The following is a 23,248-nucleotide window of genomic DNA, read 5'->3' as shown; positions in this document are numbered from 1 at the left end:
GTTTATGAACCATCAGATGAAATCAGTAAGTGCTATCCTTACCTTTTTATATAGTATACTCAGCTTATTTACCTACAGCCAACAAGAAATTGCACCAGTCTCTCATCATACAGCACCTGTCACTGCCCCGCTGGCCGGCGTGCTTACCGGTAAAATAACCGATGCCAAAACAGGCGAATCATTACCGGGCGCCAGCATTTATGTGCACGATCTGAAAAAAGGTACCATCTCTGACGATAAAGGCAATTACCGCATTACCAATCTAAATACCGGTAAATACCTGATCGAGATCACTTACAGGGGTTATTCAACTGTTATAGAAACCGTGAGCGTAAACGGTGAAACCCAAAAAGATTTTGCATTAAAGGAAGCTGTAGTAGAAAATGAAGAAGTGACCGTAACCGGTGTATCGGCGGCAACCCGCATCAGGCAATCGCCGCAACCTGTTGAAGTATTAAAGAAAGAACAACTGTTTAATATATCGGCCACCAATGCCATCGATGCCCTGGCCAAAACAGTACCAGGCGTGAATGGGTTGTCGACCGGGCCGGCCATTTCAAAGCCGTTTATCCGGGGGCTTGGTTATAACCGTGTAGTTACCATCAATGATGGCGTTCGTCAGGAAGGTCAGCAATGGGGCGATGAACATGGGATAGAAATTGACGACTACAGCATTCAACGGGTAGAAGTGTTGAAAGGACCCGCCTCTCTCATGTATGGCAGCGATGCATTGGCCGGTGTTATCAATATCATTACGCAACGGCCTGTTGCCGATGGACACATTACTGCGAATGTATTGAGTGAATACCAAACCAACAACGCCCTGCGTGGTTTTTATGGCGATGCTGCAGGTACAAAGAATGGCTTTAGCTGGAATGTATATGGCTCCTACAAAGGCGCTGAAGATTATAAGAACAAGTACGATGGCCGCGTATTTAACTCCAAATTCTATAATAAGAACTTTGGTGGTATGCTGGGTTATACCGGCAGTTGGGGTTATAGCCATTTGCTGGTTAGTAATTTTGACCAACACATCGGGATGATAGAAGGGGATCGCGACAGTGCCACCGGCGCCTTTATAAAAGCCATACCCGGCGGAGTTGAAAGCATCCCTACCCACGAAGATTTTAAAACCATTACGCCGGAGATCCCTTATCAACACATCCGTCACTTTAAAGTTTCATCAGACAACAACTTTGCCATTGGTAAAAGCAATCTGGATGTTACCCTTGGTTATCAGCAAAACCAGCGGAAGGAATATGGCAATACCGATGAGGTCAATACCCCGGATGCCTGGTTTAATTTGAAAACGATCAACTATGCCCTGCGCTGGCACCTCCCTGCTACCCAAAACTGGAAAACAACCATAGGTGTTACCGGCATGTCGCAAAGCAATACCAATAAGGCAGAAGAAGTGATCATTCCCGACTACGACCTGTTTGACATTGGTGGTTTTGTGTTTACCCAATACCATAAAAATAAACTCTCGCTCAATGGCGGCATTCGGCTGGATACCCGTCACGTGAATGGAAAACCGATGGATGTAGACAACCAGCTTAAGTTCACCGCTTTTTCCCGCAACTTCTCCAACGTATCGGGCAGTGTGGGACTGAGCTATGCCACCAGTGACCTGATTACGCTTAAACTCAATGTAGCCCGTGGTTTCAGAGCGCCTAACTTCGCAGAACTGGCCAGCAATGGCGCTCATGAAGGTACCAACCGTTACGAAGTTGGCGCCAATGACCTGAAATCAGAAACCAGTTTACAGGCAGATGGTGGTTTTGAACTGAACTCACAACACGTTTCATTGGAAACAAGCTTGTTCTATAATCACCTCAGCCATTTTATCTTTTATGAAAAAATGGCAAACAGCGCCGGTGCAGATTCCATACTCGATGATGGCGGCAATAAATTGAACGTATATCGTTTCGATCAGAACGATGCCAATTTATATGGTGCAGAACTGGCGCTCGACATTCACCCCCACCCGCTGGATTGGTTGCACTTCAGAAACGCTTTTTCGTATACCCGCGCCCGGTTTGTCAATGAAGTGGATGGAACCAAAGACATTCCCTTTATTCCTGCAGCCCGGTTGTTCACCGATTTGGCCGTAACCTTTTTATCCAAGGGAAAAACACTCCGCAACCTGCACATGAATCTGGAAAGTGATTATACCTTTAAACAAGGCCATCCCTTTACCGGCTTCGATACCGAGACTGCCACCCCCGGTTACTGGTTAATCAATGCAGGCATTGGCGGCGATTTTGTAAGCAAAGGGAAAACACTGTTCAGCCTCCGTTTCACCGCTTACAATCTGGGCGATGTAGCCTATCAAAATCATTTAAGCCGGTTAAAATATACCGCAGTAAATAATGTTACCGGCAGAATGGGTGTATTCAATATGGGCCGCAATTTTGGCATCAAACTGAATGTACCGCTCGACTTTACCTGGAACTAATAACGGAAAGACACTCATTGACAAAGTCCATTTGCCAGCCCGCGAATGGACTTTGTTTTTGCAATACCTTTGCTCTTTACAAGATTCCTATGGGTAAAAAAGCAACCACCGCCTCACCCGCCATACCACAATATGTATTGAAAGGTTTCAGGCGTTTGCACAGACAGGAAGATGATACCTCCAATTTCGGTTATAACAACCTCGAAAGCATTCATCCTGTTGAAGGATTTGAGCTGTATTCAAGCCGCGGATTAAAACCTTCGCTGGGCCCTTTGAAATCGGCTTTTTATCGCATAAGCATAACTATTACCGGGCAGGTGGATATGCAACTGGGCCTGGAGCACTTTAAACACCAGCCCCGCACCATGAGCTTTACCTGGCCCAACCAGGTTTTCTCAAAAAACAACATCAGCGCCGATGCATTTGGTTATTACATTTTATTCAATGAAGACTTTCTAAACGACCTGGTACCCGCAGCCGGCATCCCCAAAGAATTTCCTTTTTTTGATTATACCGGCAGGCCTTTGTTCCAGCTGGCTGCCGATGAAATTGACCGGGTGCAGCAGTTCGTTTTAAAAATGAATGATGAGTTGAAAGAAAACCGCCCAGGTAAAGAAAAAGCGATACGCCTGTATTTGTACCTGCTGTTACTGGAAGCCAAAAGAAGTTATGAAAGACAGCAATTGCATGAACCCGCCAATACCGCCGATACCATCTACCTCGTTTCGCATTTTCAAAAACTGGTGAGCCGTCATTTTCTGTTAAAAAGAAAAGTCACCGATTATGCCAGTCTGCTCACAGTAAGCGCCAATCATTTAAACCGCACAGTAAAAGAAGTGACCGGTAAAACAGCTTCCGAATCCATCGCTGAAATGCTGGTGCAGGAAGCAAAGGCCGTATTGAAATATACAGAGGCCTCGGTGGCGGAAATTGCTTACCAGCTCAACTTTAGTGAACCGGCCGCCTTTAACCGGTTCTTCAAAAAAATGACAGGCGAAACGCCTATGTTTTATCGAAAGAACGCATCCGGTCAATACAATGCATGATCGGGTCAATACCTGATTGGTAGCGCCGTCGGAAATTTGTTCTCCTAAAAACAGAACAAAATGAACGGAGTATTCGAAAACAAAAAAGCAATTGTAATTGGTGGTTCATCAGGCATTGGATTGGCAACAGCACAAATACTGGCAAACAGCAAAGCCACAGTGATCGTAACCGGCCGCGATGCAGATAAATTAAAAGCCATCCGGCAAACTACAAACATCCAGGCACAGCTGGTCGACAGTACTGATCGCGCTGCGCTCGATGTGTTTTTCAAACAAACCGGTGCGTTCGATCACCTGGTTATTTCGTTAAGTGGATCAAAAGGCATGGGTAATTTTACCGAGCTGTCATTACAGGACCTGCGGGCCGGTTTTGAAGGAAAATTCTGGCCCCAGCTCAATACCTTACAGGCAGCCCTGCCCTATATGAATAATGGGGGCAGTATAACCCTTGTTACCGCCATCTCCTCGGTGGCGCAAAAGCCCGGCACCTCGGGACTGGCAGCCATCAATGGCGCACTTGAATTAATGGTGCCTGTACTGGCCCAGGAACTAAAACCACTCCGCATCAACGCTGTATCGCCCGGAGTGGTAGACACGCCCTGGTGGAACTTTGCACCCGAGGAAGCCAAACAACAGGCCTTTCAACAATTAACCGGTAATATCCCGGTAGGCCGGGTGGCCCGGGCAGAAGAAATTGCCGACGCCATAGTATTCACCCTTGGTAACAGTTATTTGACCGGGGCTGTGATCCATTGCGATGGGGGTTTCAGTTGTTAAATGTAAAAAAGACAACATCTATCCCCATCGGGCATTTCAGAAGCTGCATAAGACATTCAGCATTAACTGAATAAGATTCAACTCATTGAGCATACGAAATAGGTATAATGAAAAATAAGGATGGCATAATGCTTGATCATAAGCCAACCAATTAAATTGATCATATACATTTTTTTCTCGAAACAAAGAGATAGGAATGATTTATGTGGAGTATCAGAAATTCATCTACAACCTTTCCTTAAATTTTATTGATTGCGAAGGCGCTGTGCGACCATCTGGTAGAAGCAGAGTTCCACTACATATTGTTGAGAATTTGAATTTGTGCCTTGCACGAAAATGAGATTGTTTTTGTTATAGTTCAGAAATACACTTTGAAAAACCATCGATCCCCGTAGCGCGGGGTTTCCAAAATTCCACGAGGAAGCCACCAATGTCTTATGATCACTCGTAAAGAGGCATCCGCCATAAGGTGGACGCCTCTTTTTTCTTTTGCCAGCCCCATAAAAAGATATAATATTTGCAAAATCAAGGCGTTAACAAGACTTTCCAGCTATAAGCGATTCTATAGCCTTCGAAATGTATAAAACCATTTAGATGAAAAAGAATAAAAACGTACCGCGGGCAGGTGGTACTGCCAGTAAAAGTTCACAACCGGTTCAGCCACCACCGGCAGCTGCAACTGCTGCAAAACAGCCTGGACCCGCTGCCACCAATGGTTTTAAAACATTTATTTTATTGGTAGCCTCCGTTATTTCCCTGCTTATATTTTTCGGCATGGAACCTAATAAAATGTGGCTCGATCAACGCATCATGCCTTATTGGGAAGATTATAAAGAACAAAAGCTGAACCTCGACGTGGAAGAACGCAAACTGGCCCGTTATCAAACAGATTACATATTCGCCAAAAACGTGACCGGCTTTTTCCAAAAAAGGGGCTCTGCCGATAAAGCCCTGGTACTCGTACCTTCAACTGATTACTTCAACGCACATGGCTTACAGATCCATGTGCCGGAACCAGCCGTATTCTACTACTTCACCGGTTTAAAAACCATTTGGGCCAACAGCTCCGAAGCAGGCAAAGCCAACTGGTACATCACCGCCAGGGATGGCGGACTGGTGTTTGACAGCGTTACCAATCAACAGGCTTTACAGGACACGATCGCTTCCTTTAAAAAATACAAAATTTCCTTATGAGCGGCATAATGATCATTTTACTCTTAACGATCATCCAGTTTATTGCAGGGTTTGGCCTCATCAACCTGTTTAATATCCAGTTGAAGCCAGGTATGCTTATTTCCCTGGCCATTTTATTAGGGGTGGCGGTCTTCTCCATTATGCCCTTTATTCTGCAGCTGGCCTACATTCCACTCACCTCAACTAATGTCTTCATTCCTATAATAGCAGCCTGTGTTCTTTTAAATATTAAGTTCAGATCGGGTATTGCCCGTTTAAAGGAATTGAAGGCCAACATCCGCATCAGGATTAAATTATACGAAATACCATTTGTGGTCATGATCGCCTTTATTGTGTTTGTGAGCGCCTGGCGTTGTTTTTATTTCCCCCCTACTCCACGCGACCTTACTTCAGGAGCCGAAGTAATTGCAGAATACGCCATTCGCGAAAAGACCATGATAAACTCGGTTTTCAGCGTTAACCTCGAAAGCACCAACAACGTTTTCAAACCACCCTTTATAACCTGTTTACAGATCATTTATAAATACGCCGGGTTTGAATTCGGTCAGGTATGGCTTAGCACCATCGTGGCCTGTTTCCTCATCTTTTTATACCAGGCGCTTACCTTAAGCCTCCACCGCATATTTGCGGGTTTTCTGGTGCTGTTCTTTATGGCCATACCCGAAATGTTTGCTTATACATTTATGGTGTTGTTCGACTATGCCAATGCCGTTTTCTTCTTTCTGGCGGTCTGGTTCCTGTATCAGTTTTTCCAGAACCAGCAACGCAATTACCTCGCCTTTGCCGGTTTACTGATGGGCATTGCCACTTATATTCGTTCTGAAACCCTTATACTGGCCTGCTTAATGGCCCCGGCCATTGTTTGGTACCACTGGAAGAATAAAACGGGCATCGTAAAAGGACTGATAAGCAGCGCATTCTACGTAGGACCTTCCCTTTTAGCATATATAATTTCGATCTCAATTTATATTAACCGGTACCTGCCGGCGAAGTACAACATCCAGGGGTTAATAAATAAGAACCTGGGTGATCTGTCGCCCTTATTCACCCGCCTTTCCGATATCAACAACAAGCTGATCTTTAGCGACCGGGGTGTTGGATACTATGGCTATTTCATTTACTTTTTTATTTTGCTGCTGCTGCTCGAAGTGGTGATTAAACGCAAGCTCAACAATACTACCCGCAACTGGCTGTATGCCGTGCTGGTAATATATATTGGTTTCCCGCTGATGGGTTATTTGTTACCCCTGCTCGATCTGGATAATTCAACAAAAAGAGGATTGTTTAAAATATTCCCGCTGATGTTGTTGTATATGGCCAATAACAGCCTGCTGGTAAGCTGGTCGCAACGGATCACAAAATGGGAGACGAAGTAAATAGTTGAAAAGTTGACGAGTTGAAAAGTTAACCAGTTGGTAAGCATCCGAAATAAATAAAAGCCCTTCGATTCTCGGAGGGCTTTTAATATGTTTTAACTGGTTAACTCGTCAACTTGTTAACTGGTCAACTTACTTACCTAATCCTTTAAACAACCTGGACTTGGCCAGTCCCATTTTATTAAAGAAGTATTGAAAACTTACCCGTAAAACGCCCAATCCATAAATAGCGCTTCGTTTGAAATTAATAGAAGAAGCTTCATCAAAATACTTGGTTGGACAGGTGATCTCGGCTATTTCGTAGCCCTTGTAAAAGATCTGGCCCAGCAGTTCATTGTCAAATACAAAGTCGTCTGAGTTATCATTGTATGGGATCGATAACAGTACAGCTTTATGATAGGCCCGGTAGCCGGTATGGTACTCAGATAGCTTCTGGTTCATCAGAATATTCTGGGTCATGGTCAACATCCGGTTGAACAGGTATTTGTACATCGGCATGCCGCCTTTTAAGGCGCCCTTTCCTAAAATGCGGGAACCCAGCACAACCGGGTACACGTTATTGGCAATCAGGGAAACCATGGGCGTTATCAAAGCCGGAGTATATTGGTAATCGGGATGCAGCATTACTATAATATCGGCCCCAATTTCCAATGCTTTATTATAGCAGGATTTTTGGTTACCACCGTAACCTTTATTCTTCTCATGCCGTATAATATGTTGAATACCAATTTCACGGGCTACTGTAATGGTATCATCTTTACTGGCGTCATCAACAAGGATCACTTCATCCACTACCGATCTGTCGATTTCATCATAGGTTGGTCTGAGCGTTTTGGCTGCATTATATGCCGGTAGCACTACCACTACTTTTTGTCCTTTAATCATACTTATATATACAATCTGTCAAATAAAGGGTAATCCCGCGCACGTGGCGGGATAATCCGGCAATAATAAAGCATTTATGGCACTTTTTCAAGGTGCGGGGTGCATGTTTCCATGTAAACCGCCACGGATCTTTTCAGTAAAGCATTCCCCATGGCGCAATCGAGACATTTTTTGGCGTCGCAATAATGGCCTTTTAATTCAAGCAGGGCCTGCGAATCAAAGGCGCTTTTGTTTACAATGCCCAGCTCTGTATAACTATTGGTAATGGCGTTCATTTCGGGCTCCAGTTCATCTAACCAGTTCAATGCCCTGTTCTTATACAGCTCTTCGTTATGCAATAGGCCGTATGCAAATAAAACCGGCACTACCGTATTAATAATAAGGGTATCAATCATTTGGTTGCCCAGCTTTTTGGGGCGGCGAACAGAACTTTTCTGAAAGGTGTAATGCTCGTCCCAGAACTCACTGGCTGTAACAGAAAGCCAATTTCTGATCTCACTGAGCTGTTCCGTTTCTTTGATAAACGCAAACAGGTGGCTCGACCGGTATAGCAACCTGGCCAGTTGCGCCAGCCGCACGGTGGGAAAATTTACCGGCCGGGTACGCAAAAAATGCACTGATTGCCTGATGGATTGCAGCTCGTACTTATTTTTCAAATGCAGGTATTCCCGTTGCAGCCTGGTAGGATATTCATCCTCAAATTCCCCTTCCAGCAAACCGCATTGGCCAAACAACAGGGCTTCCAGTACCGGCAATTGATTTTTATACCGGGCAAGTATGGTTACCGGTAAGGATTTAGCCATTGCTTCAAATGGTTCAAAGTTTAATGCGGCGCCAAAGTTGCGGGCCAGCAACCACCAGAACGTTTCTTCCCAGTGTTGATGGGTTTGCAGCAGAAAAGAAAATACCATGGCCGATTTGCGTTGCATGCGTTCGGCCAGCAGCCTTTCCCGCCACGAGATCCAAACGATGCGCGACACATCCCTGATCTGGTTCCCGCAGGCAATAAAGCTCGCGCTGTCCATCCAGTACCTGTATTGTTCCAGTAACAACATAGGCACCCTTGACTGCATGGAAAAAACCGGGATGCGGGTGTCTCTTTCGGGCAGGTCGTGTTCCCATACAACGTGCAACACCACGTTGTCGTAGTTACGGTCAAACTGATGCGCATGCCTGAACCAGTCAGAGGTTTTTACATGCACTTCAACATGCCCTACCCATAATGTATCTTCTATTCTTATCTTGGCTTCGAGAAAATCGGGACCCTGGTTGGTATTAAATCGTCCCGGATGAATTACCTGGAAGGTATCGCCATTATCCAGTATGGAGTTTTGTTTGTTATAATACTGGAATTGCCAAAGGTATTGCAGCAGCCTTTCCGTCATAGTACGAATTTTTCTGGTTAGAAAATGCTGCTACTGTCAGAGCTGATTTTACGCTACAATCAGATCTTACCTCCAAATATACAACTCCTTTCCGGGTTCACAATAACTTATTCAATTCCGTTACCACCCTACTAACGGGCAACCCCATAACATTATAGAAATCACCCTGTATAGATTTTATCCCCACCACCCCGATCCACTCCTGAATGGCATAAGCCCCCGCTTTATCATACGGCTGATACTTATCTACATAAAAAGCGATCTGCTCTTGTGTAAGTGGGTGAAACCAAACATCGGTTGTATCAGAAAAAGCTATTTCCTGCTGGCCTTTCAACAGTACAACACCGGTTATTACCTGGTGTTTATTGCCCGACAACCGGCTTAGTATATCCAATGCATCTTCACGGTCCTTTGGTTTACCGATGATGGTGTTACCCAACACTACAACCGTATCGGCAGCAATAATAATATTGGTAGTATCGTGTAACGATTCATATTTCTGCCTTATTGCAATGGCTTTCTCGCGGGCAATATGTACAGGCACTTCAGGGATCGGCATCTCGGGCGGATAGGTTTCAGCGGTAGACTGCACCATTATCTCAAAAGGGATCTCAGCCCATTCCAGTAATTGTTTACGCCGGGGCGATTGGGAAGCCAGGATGATACGGTGACCGTTCATTTATGTATAGAGTTTAAAGAACAACATAGACAATATGCCGCTCAACATGATCAGCTTTAACCAGGTACTTATTGTATGAAAATCAGCCGGGGTAACGGCTTTCACCAGTTTGCGTAACAGTAACAGCATTGGTACAAGAATGAAAACAACACTATATCCGGCGGCCCACCACCATTTGAAAGGCAACACATAAGCCTGCATAACCACAACACCTGCCACTAAAACCATTAACCAGGTGGCTGCAAATACTTTTGATGCGTTTATCCCCCATAAAATAGGCATGGTGCGGCAGCCGTAACGCGCATCGCCATTAATATCTTCCATATCTTTCACTACCTCCCTTATCAGGGAAATGATGAACGCAAAACCGGCATACAGAAAAGTACGGCGCATTAACTTCGAAGCTTCCACCTGCGCATAGATCTCAGGTCTTTTTATGACCACATAATGTGTAATAAAACCTATAACTAAAATAACCCAGGCGGTGAGTAATGAAATGATCACATTGCCGCTAAGCAGTTTCTTTTTGAAGATGGTACTGTAAAACCAAAGGGCGCCTACACACCCAACGTTGGCCGGTATCAACCACCAGCACCGGGTTTTCCAGGCTACATATGCACTGCATAATACCCCTGCTCCCGATAACACCAGGTGCCAGACAATGGCCCAGCGGCGTTTGATGATCTTTTCCACCACCAGTTTATCGGGCTTGTTTACCAGGTCTATATTTAAATCGAAATAATCATTGATAATGTACCCTGCAGCAGCAATAAGTACCGACGCAGCAATCAGCACAATAAAAATGGGTGTAGTAAGTACAGGTGTGGCCTGGGCATGGTTAAAAATTGGCCCAACAATGCAATACTGAAACAGCAATTGCGTAATGGCAATGAACAGCAGGTTCACTGATCGTATAAGGCGTATAAATGCTGCCAGTAGTTTCATTGACCGGGATTTTGGGATATTGGTTTTTTTGGAATTCGGGATAATTACTTACTGGCTACGTCGGTATGTAATTCCCAGTTATTATTCAACTTCAGCACTTTTTCAATCACTTCGCGAACGCAACCTTGTCCGCCCGGTAACTGGGCTATATATTTTGCTATTTGTCTTATTTCAGAGGCCGCATCGGCAGGCGCACAAGGGAGGCCTACCTGTTTCATTACCTCGTAATCGGGAATATCGTCACCCATAAACAACACTTCGCTCCACTTTATATGATGTTGCTGAGCATACTCCGTTAGTTTGCCTTTTTTATCAGTAACCTGCATAAACACATCGTGTATCCCCAACCGGTTCAGTCGCTGGGTAACGGCATCGCTTGCCCCACCGGAGATCACCGCCACCCTGTATCCTTTCTTTACGGCCAGCTGCAGGGCAAACCCGTCTTTAATATTCATGCGGCGCACAAACTGCCCGTCATCAAAAACAAACAGCGTACCATCAGTCAGTACGCCGTCTACATCAAAGACGAAAGTGGTTATCTGCTTGAATTGGTCTAATATATTCATACTCATCGGATGGCTGCAAAAATAAGCGGAAAATCAATCTTATACCAGTGTTCAAAGTAAAGAAATCAGCACACTTATAATAAAAAAACCGCCCCCGGCTAAAGTCGGGGACGGTTTTTTATAATATATACAAAGAATGACTGTTGTTCTTAATTCTTGTTTACTTTGGCGTACACCAGGTTGGTTTGGGTTACCATGTCGTTTAATACATTGGTAGCTTCATCCAGGTAAGGGTCATTACGCAGGATCTTCAACCAGTTTTTGAAACGCTCCAGCTTGGCAACATCGCCCACAGCCTCAACCCGTTTCATATCTTCCACCAGCGGATCAACATTCAGCTCATGAGGTAATTTGTTCTGGTTTTCGATCTGCTTGGCGATCGCTTTATTCTTTTTCTGTTCTTCCTGGTATTTTTTCAGGCTCAATGAAACCGTTTTATCGCTTTGTTTAGCCAGCCATTCAGCATTGTTATGAATGGTGGTGAACAGCGGATTGCTCTTTAAACGTTCTGCACTGGCCTTTCTGATGGGGCCCAGGTCAAGACCGTATTTCCAGCGGGTGTAATCGGCTTTTTGTATTTCGTCCCAGCCCAACGCATCCGGATTATCCTTCTCGCGGATCTTCGTATACTCGAAAATATCGGGAATGTTTACATCAGAAGCCACACCACGTAACTGGGTTGAACCGCCATTGATGCGATAGAATTTCTGCAGGGTCAGTTTAATGGTTCCCAGTTCGCTGTTAGGATCCAGGAATCCCATTGTTTTGTCAAGACCGATGTTACGTTGTACAGTACCCTTACCATAAGTAGAAGTGCTGCCGATGATAACACCACGGTCATAGTCCTGAATGGCCGCGGCAAAGATCTCAGAAGCCGAAGCACTGAATTCATTTACCATAACAGCCAGCGGGCCATCATATAAAACTGATTTATCGCGATCGAAGTAGATCTGGGGTTTGCCTTCGCGGTCTTTTACCTGTACAATGGGACCACCTTCAATGAACAGACCAACCATTTGCACAACATCATATAATGAACCACCGCCATTGTTGCGCAGGTCCATAATGATACCGTCGACTTTCTGTTCTTTCAATTTGATGATCTCTTTCTTTACATCCTCAGAGCAACGGGCGCCTTTCGGATTATCGAAATCTGCGTAGAACTCAGGCAGGTAAATAAAACCGAGTTTACCCTTAGGCGTGTTGATCACAGCGCTGCGGGCAAAAGTTTCGTCCTGGATGATTTCATCGCGGATCAGTGTAACTGTTTTTACCGAACCATCGGTTTTCTTTACAGTGAGGCGAACTTCAGTACCCTTTTTACCACGGATCAGTTTCACCGCATCCTGAACTGTATAACCGGTAAGGTCAACAGGTTCAGCTGCGCCCTGGGCCACTTTAATGATCGCATCGCCAATAGCAATTTCCCCTGATTTCAACGCAGGGCTGCCAGCCAGCACAGAACCGATCTTGATATTACCATCTTCTTCGCGTAAAGAAGCGCCAATACCAAAGAAACGGCCACTCATTTCTTCATCAAAATAACGTTTGTCAACAGGCGGCATGAACGTAGTGTGCGGGTCCATCGATTCAGTGATGGTTTTCACATACTCGTTAAACCGGTCATCGTCGCTTACTTTAAGTTTCAGGCGATCGTAATTCCTGTTCAATATGTTCAAAACCCGGCTCCGGGCTTCCGCTTCCAGTTGCTCATCAGTTTTTACTTCGAAGTTTTCTTTTCCCTTATTCTTCTCACGGTCTTCCATCAGATCGTAATAACGCTCAAGGGTCATATACTTTAAGCGTTTACGCCAGGCTTCTTTTCTGTCAGCTTCATTTTTGGGATAATCCAGCTTCTCATCATTGAAGTTGGCTGATTCATCTTTTGAAAAATCAAAAGGCTTAGACAGGATCTCTTTGTAGATGTCCTCGGTTTCAGGTAAACGTTTTTTATAGATCTCCGAAACGGCAGGTACAAACTGTACAGGGCCGCCGAGAATTTCATCATCTATCTTGGTTTCATACTTCTTCAATTGCTGAATATCCGATTGCAGCAGCACATCTTTCTGATCATCTATCTTCTCACCCAGATATTTCTTGAAAATTTCTTTGGAAAAGTTATCGTCGATCTTTTTTGGACTGTAATGGATCTCAGCAAGCATCTCCCCCACATTATGAAGTATCTTTTCATATTTGGTGGGTGGATTACCATTACCCAATCCCAGCCCCAGCGAGCGGAACGCAAGGAATAAACCCGCACCGAACAACAGCAGAACTATGGGTAAATTTTTTCGTTGTAGCATATATTTTAAAACTTTTGGCATCAATTCAAAAATAACGATAAAAAAGATGGGTTGTTGTACTAATGTGATAATTAACAAGCCATTTTGATGAAAGGTTTGTAGAAAGTTTTTTTAGTAAAACAATTTTTTCCCTACATTTGCAGCCTGAAACACGGAGGTTGTAGCTCAGTTGGTTAGAGCGCTAGATTGTGGTTCTAGAGGTCGTGGGTTCGAAACCCATCATCCTCCCTCAGATATCTCCCCCGACGCTATCGTCGGGGGTTTTTTATTTAGAAATTGCATAGAAACATATATTAATAAAGTTTTTGTTATGAACTGGTGGTTATTGATTATTCTCCCTGTTACTTCTGCGTTTATCGGCTGGACAAGCAACTGGCTGCTTATCAAAATGCTGTTCCGCATTTTCTCAAAACGGCAAACGCAACTGGCTCAAATGCTGGGACCGGTAATCACCAAAGAATTTGTGTCATTCAGCGATCTGGAAGAAAAGATCACCAACCCTGATAGCATAAAAAAAATTATGCCGGTTGCTGAAGTACACATCGACGATTTCCTGCGTAATAAGCTCAAGGATGCGTTTCCCATGATCGGCATGCTTATTGGCGACAGAACTATCAATACCCTGAAAGAGATTTTCATGAAAGAACTGGAAGCCATTTTTCCGGTTATCATGAAGGGATATATGCAAAACCTGCAACAAGACCTGAACCTCGAACAAACCATCACCGATAAAATAGCCGCCCTGCAGGTAGAAAAGCTCAAGGCTGCCCTGTACCAGCATGCAGGTCGGGAACTACGCCAGGCGGGTTTGTTAGGTGCGGCTATAGGTTTTGTAATTGGCCTGGTTCAGGCAGGTATCATTATGATAATTAACTAGATGAAGTAAGAAGTAGGAAGTAAGAAAAACCCGAACCTCGTACTTCCTACTTCTTACCTCTCCCACTTCGGCCACTGTAGCCAGAAAACCATATTCCCTAACGATCATACCGCTTATCATAAATAATCACCACGTCACAAGTTCTCCGGCAATTTTGCGTCTAATTGTTCTCAACCATAGTAACTAACACATGAAACATTTTGGATGGCTCTTTATACTCCTTGTTAGCTTTCAAATTACTCAGGCCCAGTATCCTGGCGGCGGCGGCGCAGGCCGTGGTCAGGGCCGCCCCGGTGGTCAGCAAATGAATATCGGTCACTTATACGGCCGCATTATCGACAAAGCAACCAATAAAGGACTCGACGCAGCTTCTGTTCAATTGATCCAGAACAAATTCGATACGGTAACCAAAAAAAGAGTGGATGTAGTGATAGGCGGTATGCTCACCAGCCGCAATGGCGATTTCAGCCTCGAGAACCTGCCTGTTTTCGGGCAGTTCAAACTGGTTATTACCGCCATTGGTTACAAATCCATTGAACAAAAAGCAGGCTTCGATCTAAAAATGGGGCCGGGTATGGACAGATCGCAATTGCTTAACCAGGTTGACAAAGACCTGGGCAATATAAAAATGGAGCAGGATGCTACCATGTTGCAGGATGTAACCGTAACCGGTTCAAAACCCATGATTCAAATGGGTGTTGACCGTAAGATCTTTAACGTAGAAAAAAGCATCACCTCCGCCGGGGGTACCGCCATCGATGTAATGCGGCAGGTCCCTTCTATCAATGTAGATATTGACGGAAACGTTTCGCTGCGTAATGCTGCCCCCCAGATCTTTGTGGATGGCCGCCCTACTACGCTTACTATGGACCAGATACCGGCTGATGCCATTCAAAGCGTTGAGATCATCACCAATCCTTCTGCCAAGTACGATGCCAGCGGCGGACAGTCGGGCATATTAAATATTGTCTTAAAGAAGAACCGTAAAACCGGTTACAATGGTAGTGTGCGCGCCGGCGTTGACTCCCGTGGTAAATTCAATGGCGGTGGCGACCTCAACGTGCGCCAGGGCAAATTGAACGTATTTGCCAACGCTATGTACAACGAACGTAAATCAAAAAGCTGGGGTGAAACAGACCGGTTCACCTATGGGTCTACTACCATTAAAGACTTTTACACTACCCAATATAACAAAGGTGTAATGGACGGTGCTTTTGCATTTGGCCGCTTTGGATTGGATTATTTCATCGATAACCGCAATACCATCTCTTTATCGCAGTCGATCGTGAACGGGGATTTCAAACCCGACAACACATCCAACTACATATATGATACAGTGGGCGGTACCATTTTGCCTCAGAGCCGTCACACCCTGGGTAAGAATAATTTCCGCAACTATGGTACCCAGTTAAGCTTCAAACACACTTTTGCCCATGCCGGCGAAGAGTGGACAGCCGATATAAACTACAACCATAGCAAGAATACCAATTCCAGCGATATCCATATCCAGAACTTCTATGACATGGATATGATAAACAAGAATGGCGATGAAACATTGCAATCAGTTGTTGGTGGTGGTCAGAACAAGTTCTTCATAGGCCAAACAGATTATGTAAACCCCATTACCGAGAACATTAAAGTGGAAGCCGGTTTGCGCGCCCAGATTCGTAAATTTTCAAGTTTCCAGAATAACTATTTCAATAATGTAAGCGCCACCGGATTAAATAATGAATTTGAGTATACCGACCACGTGTACGCCGGTTATGTTACGTATTCGCAAAAAATAAAAGAGACCTTTAGTTACCAACTGGGTTTACGGGCCGAAAGCAGTGGATACGATGGACAACAGGTGAACAAAGGCTCTTATAAAAATGATTATCCCATCAGTTTATTCCCCAGTGTATTTTTAAGCAAACAACTGGAACATAAGCAGGATCTGCAACTGAACTATACCCGCAGGGTTAACCGGCCTAACTTCTTTCAGTTAATGCCGAATACTGATTACACCGATCCGTTGAATTTCCAAACCGGTAACCCGGCATTGAAACCCGAGTTTACCCATTCATTGGAATTGTCGTACCAGAAAACGTATGGCAAAAGCAGCAATACCTTTTTGGCGACAATTTTCGGAAAATACACTACCAACCTGATCTCCCGTTATCAATACCCCGGCAAACTGGTTACCTATCCCGATTCGGTTTACATAGCTACTTATGTAAATGCTTCTTCAGCGTATGCCAGTGGTTTGGAGTTGATCTTCCGCAATAACATCACTAAGTGGTGGGATGTTACTTTAAGCAGCAACGTATACTATTCAAAGATCAATGGCAGCAACATACTGGCCAACCTCGAAAATGAGCGCACCAGCTGGTCGGCCAAAATGAACCACAACTTTAAATTCAATAAGGGCTGGAGTGTTCAGATCAGCGGCGATTATACCGGCAAAAGCGCTTTACCGGTTAGCACCAGCAATGGCGGCAGTGGCGGTGGTGGTGGTGGTTTTGGTGGCGGCGGCGGTGGTGGTCGTGGTGGCGGCGGCGGCGGTTTTGGCGGTGGCCAGCCTAATACCACCCAGGGTTATGTAAACGCCAACTATGGTGTTGATATGGGCTTTCGCAAAGACTTCCAGATCAAAAAGAATACAGCAACCGTTTCAGTGAACTGGCAGGATGTTTTCAGAACACGCAAATACGTTGTACACTCTGAAGCACTCGGCTTTGTACAGGACGACTGGCGCAGAAGAGACCCGCAGGTTGTTCGCGTTAACTTCAGTTACCGCTTTGGTAAATTCGATGCGTCTTTATTCAAACGTAAGAATACCAAAGGCGACCAGGAGGGGATGCAAAACGGAATGCAAGGCATACAACAATAGAACAATAGCATAATAACTACATGATTATGTTACGAGGGACTGAGCAATCAGCCCCTTTTTAATTGAAGGCCCAGGAAGAAACCTTGAACCTTGTGCCTTTGCCTCTTGTTTCTCAAATTTTGTATTTTGCACCCATGTCTAAAACTTATTCATATCTGGCTTTGGGAGATAGTTATACTATCGGTGAGGGCGTACCTGTGTATGAGAACTTTCCTTATCAAACCGTACAGCGTTTGCGTAAAGCCGGCTACCAGTTATATGCGGCGGAAATTGTTGCCAAAACCGGCTGGACAACCGACGAGTTACAGGCAGGCATTGACAATAGCAGTTTTCTTAATTCATATGATGTGGTTTCCCTGCTCATTGGGGTAAACAATCAGTATCGCGGTCGAAGTATCCAGGAATATACCGAACAATTTGAATCCTTATTACAACAAGCCATCCGGTTTGCCGGCAGCCAGGCTAATCATGTTTTTGTGGTATCCATTCCCGATTGGGGTGCTACGCCCTATGCTACTAACAGCGGCAGAAATGCAGCTATCATTGCACACGAAATAGATGCTTTCAATGCAGTGAACAAATCGTTGGCAGAAAAACATGCAGTACACTATATTGACATCACACCGGGTACCCGCCTGGCAGGCAATGACCCGTCGTTACTGGCCGCCGATCAATTGCATCCATCCGGGAAAGAATATACCTTGTGGGCGGAGAAGCTGGCAAGCGGCATGCAAAAATTAATGTCAAAGTAATTTAAAGAACCCGTCTAATTATATAACCTTACAGTACCAAAGAGAATCCCTATGCAAAAGTTATCCTGGCGCGAGAAATATGCCGGCATCCTGGTGTTATTGATCGGCATTATTTACCTGATTATGCAGCTGGCTTCGTTGCTGTCAAACACATCACATCCTTACTCCATGCAAAATGGCGCACTTGTCATTAATAAGAATGAATTGTTATCAGATCTAAAAGCCTGGTCATTAATTCTCGCTGGTATTATTGCCGGCTGGTGTTTGTTAAAAGGCAAGCGACTGGGTTGGATGCTTGGCCTGCCCATTTTATTGTTCATTACCCTGGTAGTAGGCACCATGACTGTTGAACAGGCACTGAAACTGAAAAAATTCGATAACTCCCTCACCGGGTTTGGCGTAGGTATTTTTCTGGTGGCGCTGGCCATCATCTTTTTACTGTTACCCTCAGCCCGGCAAAAATACAGGGTTAGTAAAGGCATTGCTTTCCTAACCCTGCTGTTATTTATTGGCCTTGGCGGCGCTTATTATTTCTTACAATAAGTCTTCCCCGTTGAACTGGTAACGTTCCTTTATTTTGCGCATCACTTCGTCCATGGATGCACGGTGATCGCGTGGGTTCCAGTCGCCCCGCTCCCATTTGTCCAACTCCTGGTCAATGTGTTTTTGCTGTAAGGAGGTCATTTTTTCAACCAGCTGTTCTGAGAACTCTTTTTGCGCTTTGTACAGATTGTTCTTTTTATCGATGAACATTTCCTTGTTGGCGCGCATGTCATTTTCTGAGGCGGCCATGCTGGTCAGTTCTTCTTTTGCCAGGGCAATATCATACGGCCCCATCGGCATGATAAGCTTTGAAATGATGGGCCCTACTTCAATCAGGATGATAAGGAGAGACAACAGAAAGCTGGTCCAGAAAACACTGTTTTCTTCGTTAGAAAGATCTGTCAGCGCCTTGTTGCGTTCCAGGAAACCAACATTTTCCAGCGCGCTCAATTCGTATTTGGCGCGTTTGGCTTCCATGTTGCTTTTGGCGTTGGCCAGAATGCTGTCCTGCACATGTATGCTATTCGTAAGCGCCAGTAACTCGGGCGCCGACTGTAACACAGAGGCATTGTAAGCATCCTTTTTCAATTTGGCGATCTTCTCTACCCCACGGATCCCCGAACCGCCGGTACCATCTGCTTCCTGAACATACGATTGTTGCATGCGGGTCAAATCATCTTCAACAGCTTTCTTCCCCTCAAACAACCGGTTCCGCTCTGCTTCGGTAGTTTGCATCAGTGCGGTATTCTCGGCCTGCAGCAAACTGTCGTTCAACTGAATTTTTTTGTGGGTGTTCTCAATAACCTTTGTATTGATCTCCTTTTCAAAGATCTTCAGTTCCAACGGCCGGGCAATGGTAAAACCGATCAGGATGGCCAGCGCCATACGTGGTAATGCCATTGACAATTGTTTGCGCCGGCTCACCCCATACTTACGCATGGTAGATACAAGAAAGCGGTCGAAATTAAAGATGATAAGCCCCCAGATGATCGCAAAACAGATTGTCCAAAGCCAGTTGCCAAACACGCTGTAAATAGCGTAACCGGAGCTTAGTGCAGCAAGCACAAAAGTGGCGAGAATAACCCCGCCCAATCCCCAGTACTTGCTGTGTTCAGAGGGAAATTGTTTTAATAGTTCCTGGTGAGCCCCGGAACACCACCATAAAAAATTAGTGTCGGCCTTTTTGCCGGGGCCCCGGCCGGTAAAAGAGTCATAGGTATACAAGCCATTATCAGGCGCTTGCTGATTGTCAGCCATAACCGTAACGGTTTAATTAATGGATAATAATTGTTGAGTAAAAAATCTTAATACCTTATAGGTGGGTTGAGGGGGTTGGAATATTACAAATAACGAAAAAAAAATCGGTATATCTGTAAACGAACAGTAAAAAGAAATCAAATAGCGCGCCATTAACAAAACTTAATGGTGCAGGTGTTAAAATTATTAACACATATAAATTATCATTGGTAATTCCTGCACAAAAAACGGAAATTTACTACCCGAAGAGGGATGCAATTGCTTTACCGCCCATAATACCCATGATCACTACTACTAACCAACCGGCAATCGACAGCCAAACCGGATGCCTGTAATCACCAATGAGTTTCTTTTTAAGAATGGCTGTCAACAACAAGGCCAGTGACACGGGCAATATCAATCCATTCAGGGCGCCGGCAATTACCAGTATTTGCACCGCGCCCTGCTGCAGAAAAGTAAAAATGCCCATAGAGATCAAAATGAACAACGAGGTAACCAGCCGCTGGTATTTTTCAAACATGGGATGCAGGGTTCGTAAAAAAGAAACGGAGGTATAAGCAGAACCTACCACTGAAGTAATTGCGGCACTCCATAATACAATCCCAAAGATGCGATAGCCCACATTACCTGCTGCAATTTGAAACACAGAAGCAGCCGGATTATCCTTATTCAAAATTCCACCGCTTGTTACAACACCCAGTGCCGCCATGAATAATAATATACGCATGGTAGAGGCAAGCAAAATGGCGCTCACACTGCTGCGCGTTACCTGTGGTAATTGTTGTTGCCCTTTTATGCCTGCATCCAGCAAGCGGTGTGCACCGGCAAAGCTGATGTAACCGCCTACCGTCCCTCCTACCAAGGTTAAAATAGCAGTGGTATTGGTAGTAACAGGCACAAACGACCGATAAACCGCTTCTGCCACCGGCGGGTGCGAACTGATGGCGACATACAAAGTAAGTCCGATCATTACAAAACCCAATATCTTGGCAAACCAGTCCATGGCCACACCCGCTTCTTTAAACCAAAAGATAAATAGCGCGATGGCGGCACTGATGTCTGCACCTATAACCGGATGTTTGAGATTGGTATCGAAGGGATATACTACATTCATTCCTAATCCTGCGCCTGCAACGTTGCCGATGTTGAATACCAGTCCACCAACAACTATTAATACAGCTAACAGATAACCCATACCGGGCAATAAAGTATTGGCAAGGTCCTGCGCGCGCATTTCAGTAACGGCAATAATGCGCCATACATTCAGTTGGGCGGCAATATCCAATAAAATAGAGATCAGGATCACAAAACCAAAACTGGTCAGCAGCTGCTGGGTAAATACCGTTGTTTGAGTAATAAATCCCGGACCAATAGCCGAAGTAGCCATTAGAAAAGCAGCGCCTAATATTACTGAACGGGTGGTAGACTTCATTTAAATTTGCTCTATGCTGGTTTGGTTTATTGTAGTATTCAGTCGTGAATCGGCAATCGGCAATCGGCAAAGAATACAGCGCGCCTTCCCCTATCAACCTTATCAACTCCATCAACTCTATCAACTTGTTAACTCGTCAACTTGTTAACTCGTCAACTGGTTAACTGGTCAACTGGTTAACTGGTCAACTTGCCACTTTAATCCCATTAGCTTCTAACATCCGCCCAATCTCTTTCACAAACGATAAAGCATGTAAACTATCACTATGAACACAAACCGTCTCCGCTACCAACGGCACCAGCTTCCCATTCAAACTGGTTACGCTTTGCGTTTGCACCATTTGCAATACCTGTTGCAAGGCCTGTTCGGTGCTGCTCAACAACGCCTGCGGATGCGTGCGGGGCGTAAGATGTCCATCATCCTGGTAGGTGCGGTCGGCAAACACTTCACTACGGGTTTTAAGTCCGGTAGCAGTGGCGGCCTGAATCAACTTACTGCCCGATAATCCATACAACACCAGTTGGGAATCATAATCATACACCGCTTTACAGATCACCTCCGCCATCGTTTCATCCTTTGCCGCCATATTATACAAAGCCCCATGCGGTTTTACATGATGCAGGCGGCTGTGCAACACTTTTAAAAATGCATCAAGCGCCCCTAGCTGGTAGATCACTAATTCATAAATGGCCGATGGCGACAATACCATCTCCGTTCTGCCAAAATTATCACGGTCGGGAAAACCAGGATGTGCGCCAATGGCAACGCCGGTTCCCACAGCAGCTTCCGCCAGCGCATACATGGTGTGCGCATCACCGGCATGATACCCGCAAGCCAGGTTTATACTGCTTACATAAGATAATAACAATTTATCCTTTTCAATATCGTACCCCCACAGGTGGGTGCTCTCTCCCATGTCGCAATTAATATCAATGCTTAACATATAGGCTATTCAGGCGCTCCATACAGGCGCGTTGCAAAATATTTAATTCCTGTTGCTGGGCAATCAATAGTTGCTCGGCGTTGTCAATAGCTGTTTTTATAAAATGAATAACGTCGCCTGGCCCTAACTGTGCCAGCTTGGGTAAATGGGCCGAGATCACATGCCCTATACGCGGATACCCCCCTGTGGTCTGGTGATCGGCCATCAGTACTATCAGCTGGCCATTGGGCAGCAATTGCATGGTGCCAAAACTAACGGCCGAAGATACCAGTTCAATATTTTGATCGCGTTTCAGGTCAACGCCTTGTAACTGGTACCCCATCCGGTCAGAGAATGGGTGAATGGTGAAATTATCTTCCAGCATGGCTTTTTGCGACTGGTAAGTGAGCTGCGCCCATTCATTGCCCTCTATGAAGTAAATTTCGTTGGGATGCTGGTACGTGCTGCCGGTATCCACGCCCCATTTCAGCGCTTCGAATTCTTTACCAGGTTTAAGCAGTCCGGCAAAATAAATGTTGCTTTCCTTAAAAGGTATCTCATCACCCTTTTCCAGTTTGCGGCCATGGAACCCACCGGCGCCGGCTTTTAAATGCGTGCTGTAGCTGTTCAGCCATTTGCTTACACAAAACCCGCCATGCACTGCCAGGTAACACCGGCCACCGTTCTGCAGTTTGGGAAAATGCAGCACGGTATTCTTACGCACCACTATCGGATGCCATAAGGGTACCGGCTCATCATTGAGCAGGGCGTTAAAATTACCGCCGGTAATACTTATCAATGTATTTTGTTCAAACAGGAACTGTGCGCCGGGAAAATGAATTTCAATAACGGCTTCACTGGTTTCATTACCTACCAGCATATTGGCCACCTGGGCGGCATAACGGTCCATCGCCCCGCCCCGGTTTATGCCCAGCCGGCTGTATCCGGTACGACCCAGATCCTGTAAGGTGTCTAATAG

General features: G+C 45.1%; 19 protein-coding genes and 1 tRNA gene. 10 read left to right on the top strand and 10 right to left on the bottom strand.

All coding sequences use genetic code 11. The annotated features are described in order from the left end of the window. Window positions 1-4: 4 nt before the first annotated feature. The 5 genes from ACJ751_RS09785 (at window position 5) to ACJ751_RS09765 (ending at window position 6,851) form a co-directional block, all read left to right on the top strand. A complete protein-coding gene (locus ACJ751_RS09785) occupies window positions 5-2,458 on the top strand; it encodes a TonB-dependent receptor (RefSeq protein ID WP_407745305.1) in 2,454 nt (817 codons plus the stop codon). Window positions 2,459-2,547: 89 nt separating this feature from the next. Beyond that, on the top strand, window positions 2,548-3,504 hold the full coding sequence (locus tag ACJ751_RS09780; RefSeq protein ID WP_407745304.1) for a helix-turn-helix domain-containing protein: 957 nt from the start codon (window positions 2,548-2,550) through the stop codon (window positions 3,502-3,504). Between the two features lie 60 nt (window positions 3,505-3,564). Beyond that, on the top strand, window positions 3,565-4,281 hold the full coding sequence (locus ACJ751_RS09775) for an SDR family oxidoreductase (RefSeq protein ID WP_407745303.1): 717 nt from the start codon (window positions 3,565-3,567) through the stop codon (window positions 4,279-4,281). A 594-nt stretch (window positions 4,282-4,875) separates the two neighbouring features. Continuing rightward, window positions 4,876-5,475 carry a hypothetical protein gene (locus tag ACJ751_RS09770; protein ID WP_407745302.1) on the top strand — a complete coding sequence of 200 codons (600 nt, stop codon included), beginning with the start codon at window positions 4,876-4,878 and terminating at the stop codon, window positions 5,473-5,475. Then, complete coding sequence (locus ACJ751_RS09765) at window positions 5,472-6,851, top strand: hypothetical protein (RefSeq protein ID WP_407745301.1); 1,380 nt, start codon at window positions 5,472-5,474, stop codon at window positions 6,849-6,851. Before ACJ751_RS09770 ends, ACJ751_RS09765 begins: the two co-directional genes overlap by 4 nt. 132 nt (window positions 6,852-6,983) lie before the next feature. Here ACJ751_RS09765 and ACJ751_RS09760 read toward each other — a convergent pair whose 3' ends face one another. From ACJ751_RS09760 to ACJ751_RS09735, 6 genes are all read right to left on the bottom strand, one after another. Further along, window positions 6,984-7,736, bottom strand: coding sequence for a glycosyltransferase family 2 protein (locus ACJ751_RS09760; protein ID WP_407745300.1), 753 nt, complete (start codon window positions 7,734-7,736; stop codon window positions 6,984-6,986). 74 nt (window positions 7,737-7,810) lie between these two features. Further along, window positions 7,811-9,121, bottom strand: a complete 1,311-nt coding sequence (locus ACJ751_RS09755) for a DUF2851 family protein (protein ID WP_407745299.1) — start codon at window positions 9,119-9,121, stop codon at window positions 7,811-7,813. A gap of 97 nt (window positions 9,122-9,218) precedes the next feature. After that, a complete protein-coding gene (locus ACJ751_RS09750; protein WP_407745298.1) occupies window positions 9,219-9,800 on the bottom strand; it encodes a Maf family protein in 582 nt (193 codons plus the stop codon). Then, the gene (locus ACJ751_RS09745; protein WP_407745297.1) at window positions 9,801-10,745 is read right to left on the bottom strand and encodes a geranylgeranylglycerol-phosphate geranylgeranyltransferase; all 945 of its coding nucleotides are present in this window, start codon (window positions 10,743-10,745) and stop codon (window positions 9,801-9,803) included. A gap of 44 nt (window positions 10,746-10,789) precedes the next feature. Beyond that, on the bottom strand, window positions 10,790-11,311 hold the full coding sequence (locus ACJ751_RS09740) for a KdsC family phosphatase (protein WP_407745296.1): 522 nt from the start codon (window positions 11,309-11,311) through the stop codon (window positions 10,790-10,792). Window positions 11,312-11,460: 149 nt separating this feature from the next. Further along, window positions 11,461-13,614 (bottom strand): carboxy terminal-processing peptidase, encoded by a 2,154-nt coding sequence (locus ACJ751_RS09735; RefSeq protein WP_407745295.1) that lies wholly within the window; start codon window positions 13,612-13,614, stop codon window positions 11,461-11,463. Between the two features lie 154 nt (window positions 13,615-13,768). Between ACJ751_RS09735 and ACJ751_RS09730 the strand changes: the two genes are divergently transcribed. The 5 genes from ACJ751_RS09730 (at window position 13,769) to ACJ751_RS09710 (ending at window position 18,658) form a co-directional block, all read left to right on the top strand. Then, window positions 13,769-13,842, top strand: a tRNA-His gene (locus ACJ751_RS09730). Window positions 13,843-13,924: 82 nt separating this feature from the next. After that, a complete protein-coding gene (locus tag ACJ751_RS09725) occupies window positions 13,925-14,491 on the top strand; it encodes a DUF445 domain-containing protein (RefSeq protein ID WP_407745294.1) in 567 nt (188 codons plus the stop codon). A gap of 190 nt (window positions 14,492-14,681) precedes the next feature. After that, window positions 14,682-17,363 (top strand): TonB-dependent receptor domain-containing protein, encoded by a 2,682-nt coding sequence (locus tag ACJ751_RS09720; RefSeq protein ID WP_407745293.1) that lies wholly within the window; start codon window positions 14,682-14,684, stop codon window positions 17,361-17,363. A gap of 134 nt (window positions 17,364-17,497) precedes the next feature. Beyond that, a complete protein-coding gene (locus ACJ751_RS09715) occupies window positions 17,498-18,115 on the top strand; it encodes an SGNH/GDSL hydrolase family protein (protein ID WP_407745292.1) in 618 nt (205 codons plus the stop codon). Window positions 18,116-18,166: 51 nt separating this feature from the next. Beyond that, window positions 18,167-18,658: a hypothetical protein gene (locus ACJ751_RS09710; protein WP_407745291.1), complete on the top strand. Its 492-nt coding sequence runs from the start codon at window positions 18,167-18,169 to the stop codon at window positions 18,656-18,658. Here ACJ751_RS09710 and ACJ751_RS09705 read toward each other — a convergent pair. The 4 genes from ACJ751_RS09705 to ACJ751_RS09690 form a co-directional block, all read right to left on the bottom strand. Continuing rightward, window positions 18,650-19,915 carry a DUF4407 domain-containing protein gene (locus tag ACJ751_RS09705; RefSeq protein WP_407745290.1) on the bottom strand — a complete coding sequence of 422 codons (1,266 nt, stop codon included), beginning with the start codon at window positions 19,913-19,915 and terminating at the stop codon, window positions 18,650-18,652. The genes ACJ751_RS09710 and ACJ751_RS09705 overlap by 9 nt on opposite strands. Window positions 19,916-20,153: 238 nt before the next feature. After that, a complete protein-coding gene (locus ACJ751_RS09700) occupies window positions 20,154-21,347 on the bottom strand; it encodes an NRAMP family divalent metal transporter (protein ID WP_407745289.1) in 1,194 nt (397 codons plus the stop codon). A gap of 184 nt (window positions 21,348-21,531) precedes the next feature. Beyond that, the gene (locus tag ACJ751_RS09695) at window positions 21,532-22,263 is read right to left on the bottom strand and encodes a 5-oxoprolinase subunit PxpA (protein WP_407745288.1); all 732 of its coding nucleotides are present in this window, start codon (window positions 22,261-22,263) and stop codon (window positions 21,532-21,534) included. Window positions 22,264-22,276: 13 nt separating this feature from the next. Further along, the coding region (locus ACJ751_RS09690; protein WP_407745287.1) for a biotin-dependent carboxyltransferase family protein at window positions 22,277-23,248 on the bottom strand (972 nt) is incomplete at its 5' end.

It is taken from the genome of Niastella sp. (assembly GCF_045805085.1).
GTDB lineage: Bacteria > Bacteroidota > Bacteroidia > Chitinophagales > Chitinophagaceae > Niastella.
This window is presented reverse-complemented; position numbering and strand designations above follow the sequence as displayed.

Bases quoted from the DNA above. Each gene is read 5' to 3' on its own strand.
- ACJ751_RS09775 (WP_407745303.1), top strand. From the start codon at position 3,565: ATGAACGGAGTATTCGAAAACAAAAAAGCAATTGTAATTGGTGGTTCA.
- ACJ751_RS09725 (WP_407745294.1), top strand. From the start codon at position 13,925: ATGAACTGGTGGTTATTGATTATTCTCCCTGTTACTTCTGCGTTTATC.
- ACJ751_RS09715 (WP_407745292.1), top strand. From the start codon at position 17,498: ATGTCTAAAACTTATTCATATCTGGCTTTGGGAGATAGTTATACTATC.
- ACJ751_RS09785 (WP_407745305.1), top strand. From the start codon at position 5: ATGAACCATCAGATGAAATCAGTAAGTGCTATCCTTACCTTTTTATAT.
- ACJ751_RS09695 (WP_407745288.1), bottom strand. From the start codon at position 22,263: ATGGGAGAGAGCACCCACCTGTGGGGGTACGATATTGAAAAGGATAAA.
- ACJ751_RS09700 (WP_407745289.1), bottom strand. From the start codon at position 21,347: ATGAAGTCTACCACCCGTTCAGTAATATTAGGCGCTGCTTTTCTAATG.
- ACJ751_RS09745 (WP_407745297.1), bottom strand. From the start codon at position 10,745: ATGAAACTACTGGCAGCATTTATACGCCTTATACGATCAGTGAACCTG.
- ACJ751_RS09780 (WP_407745304.1), top strand. From the start codon at position 2,548: ATGGGTAAAAAAGCAACCACCGCCTCACCCGCCATACCACAATATGTA.
- ACJ751_RS09770 (WP_407745302.1), top strand. From the start codon at position 4,876: ATGAAAAAGAATAAAAACGTACCGCGGGCAGGTGGTACTGCCAGTAAA.
- ACJ751_RS09740 (WP_407745296.1), bottom strand. From the start codon at position 11,311: ATGAATATATTAGACCAATTCAAGCAGATAACCACTTTCGTCTTTGAT.
- ACJ751_RS09750 (WP_407745298.1), bottom strand. From the start codon at position 9,800: ATGAACGGTCACCGTATCATCCTGGCTTCCCAATCGCCCCGGCGTAAA.
- ACJ751_RS09760 (WP_407745300.1), bottom strand. From the start codon at position 7,736: ATGATTAAAGGACAAAAAGTAGTGGTAGTGCTACCGGCATATAATGCA.
- ACJ751_RS09735 (WP_407745295.1), bottom strand. From the start codon at position 13,614: ATGCTACAACGAAAAAATTTACCCATAGTTCTGCTGTTGTTCGGTGCG.
- ACJ751_RS09710 (WP_407745291.1), top strand. From the start codon at position 18,167: ATGCAAAAGTTATCCTGGCGCGAGAAATATGCCGGCATCCTGGTGTTA.
- ACJ751_RS09720 (WP_407745293.1), top strand. From the start codon at position 14,682: ATGAAACATTTTGGATGGCTCTTTATACTCCTTGTTAGCTTTCAAATT.
- ACJ751_RS09755 (WP_407745299.1), bottom strand. From the start codon at position 9,121: ATGACGGAAAGGCTGCTGCAATACCTTTGGCAATTCCAGTATTATAAC.
- ACJ751_RS09765 (WP_407745301.1), top strand. From the start codon at position 5,472: ATGAGCGGCATAATGATCATTTTACTCTTAACGATCATCCAGTTTATT.
- ACJ751_RS09705 (WP_407745290.1), bottom strand. From the start codon at position 19,915: ATGGCTGACAATCAGCAAGCGCCTGATAATGGCTTGTATACCTATGAC.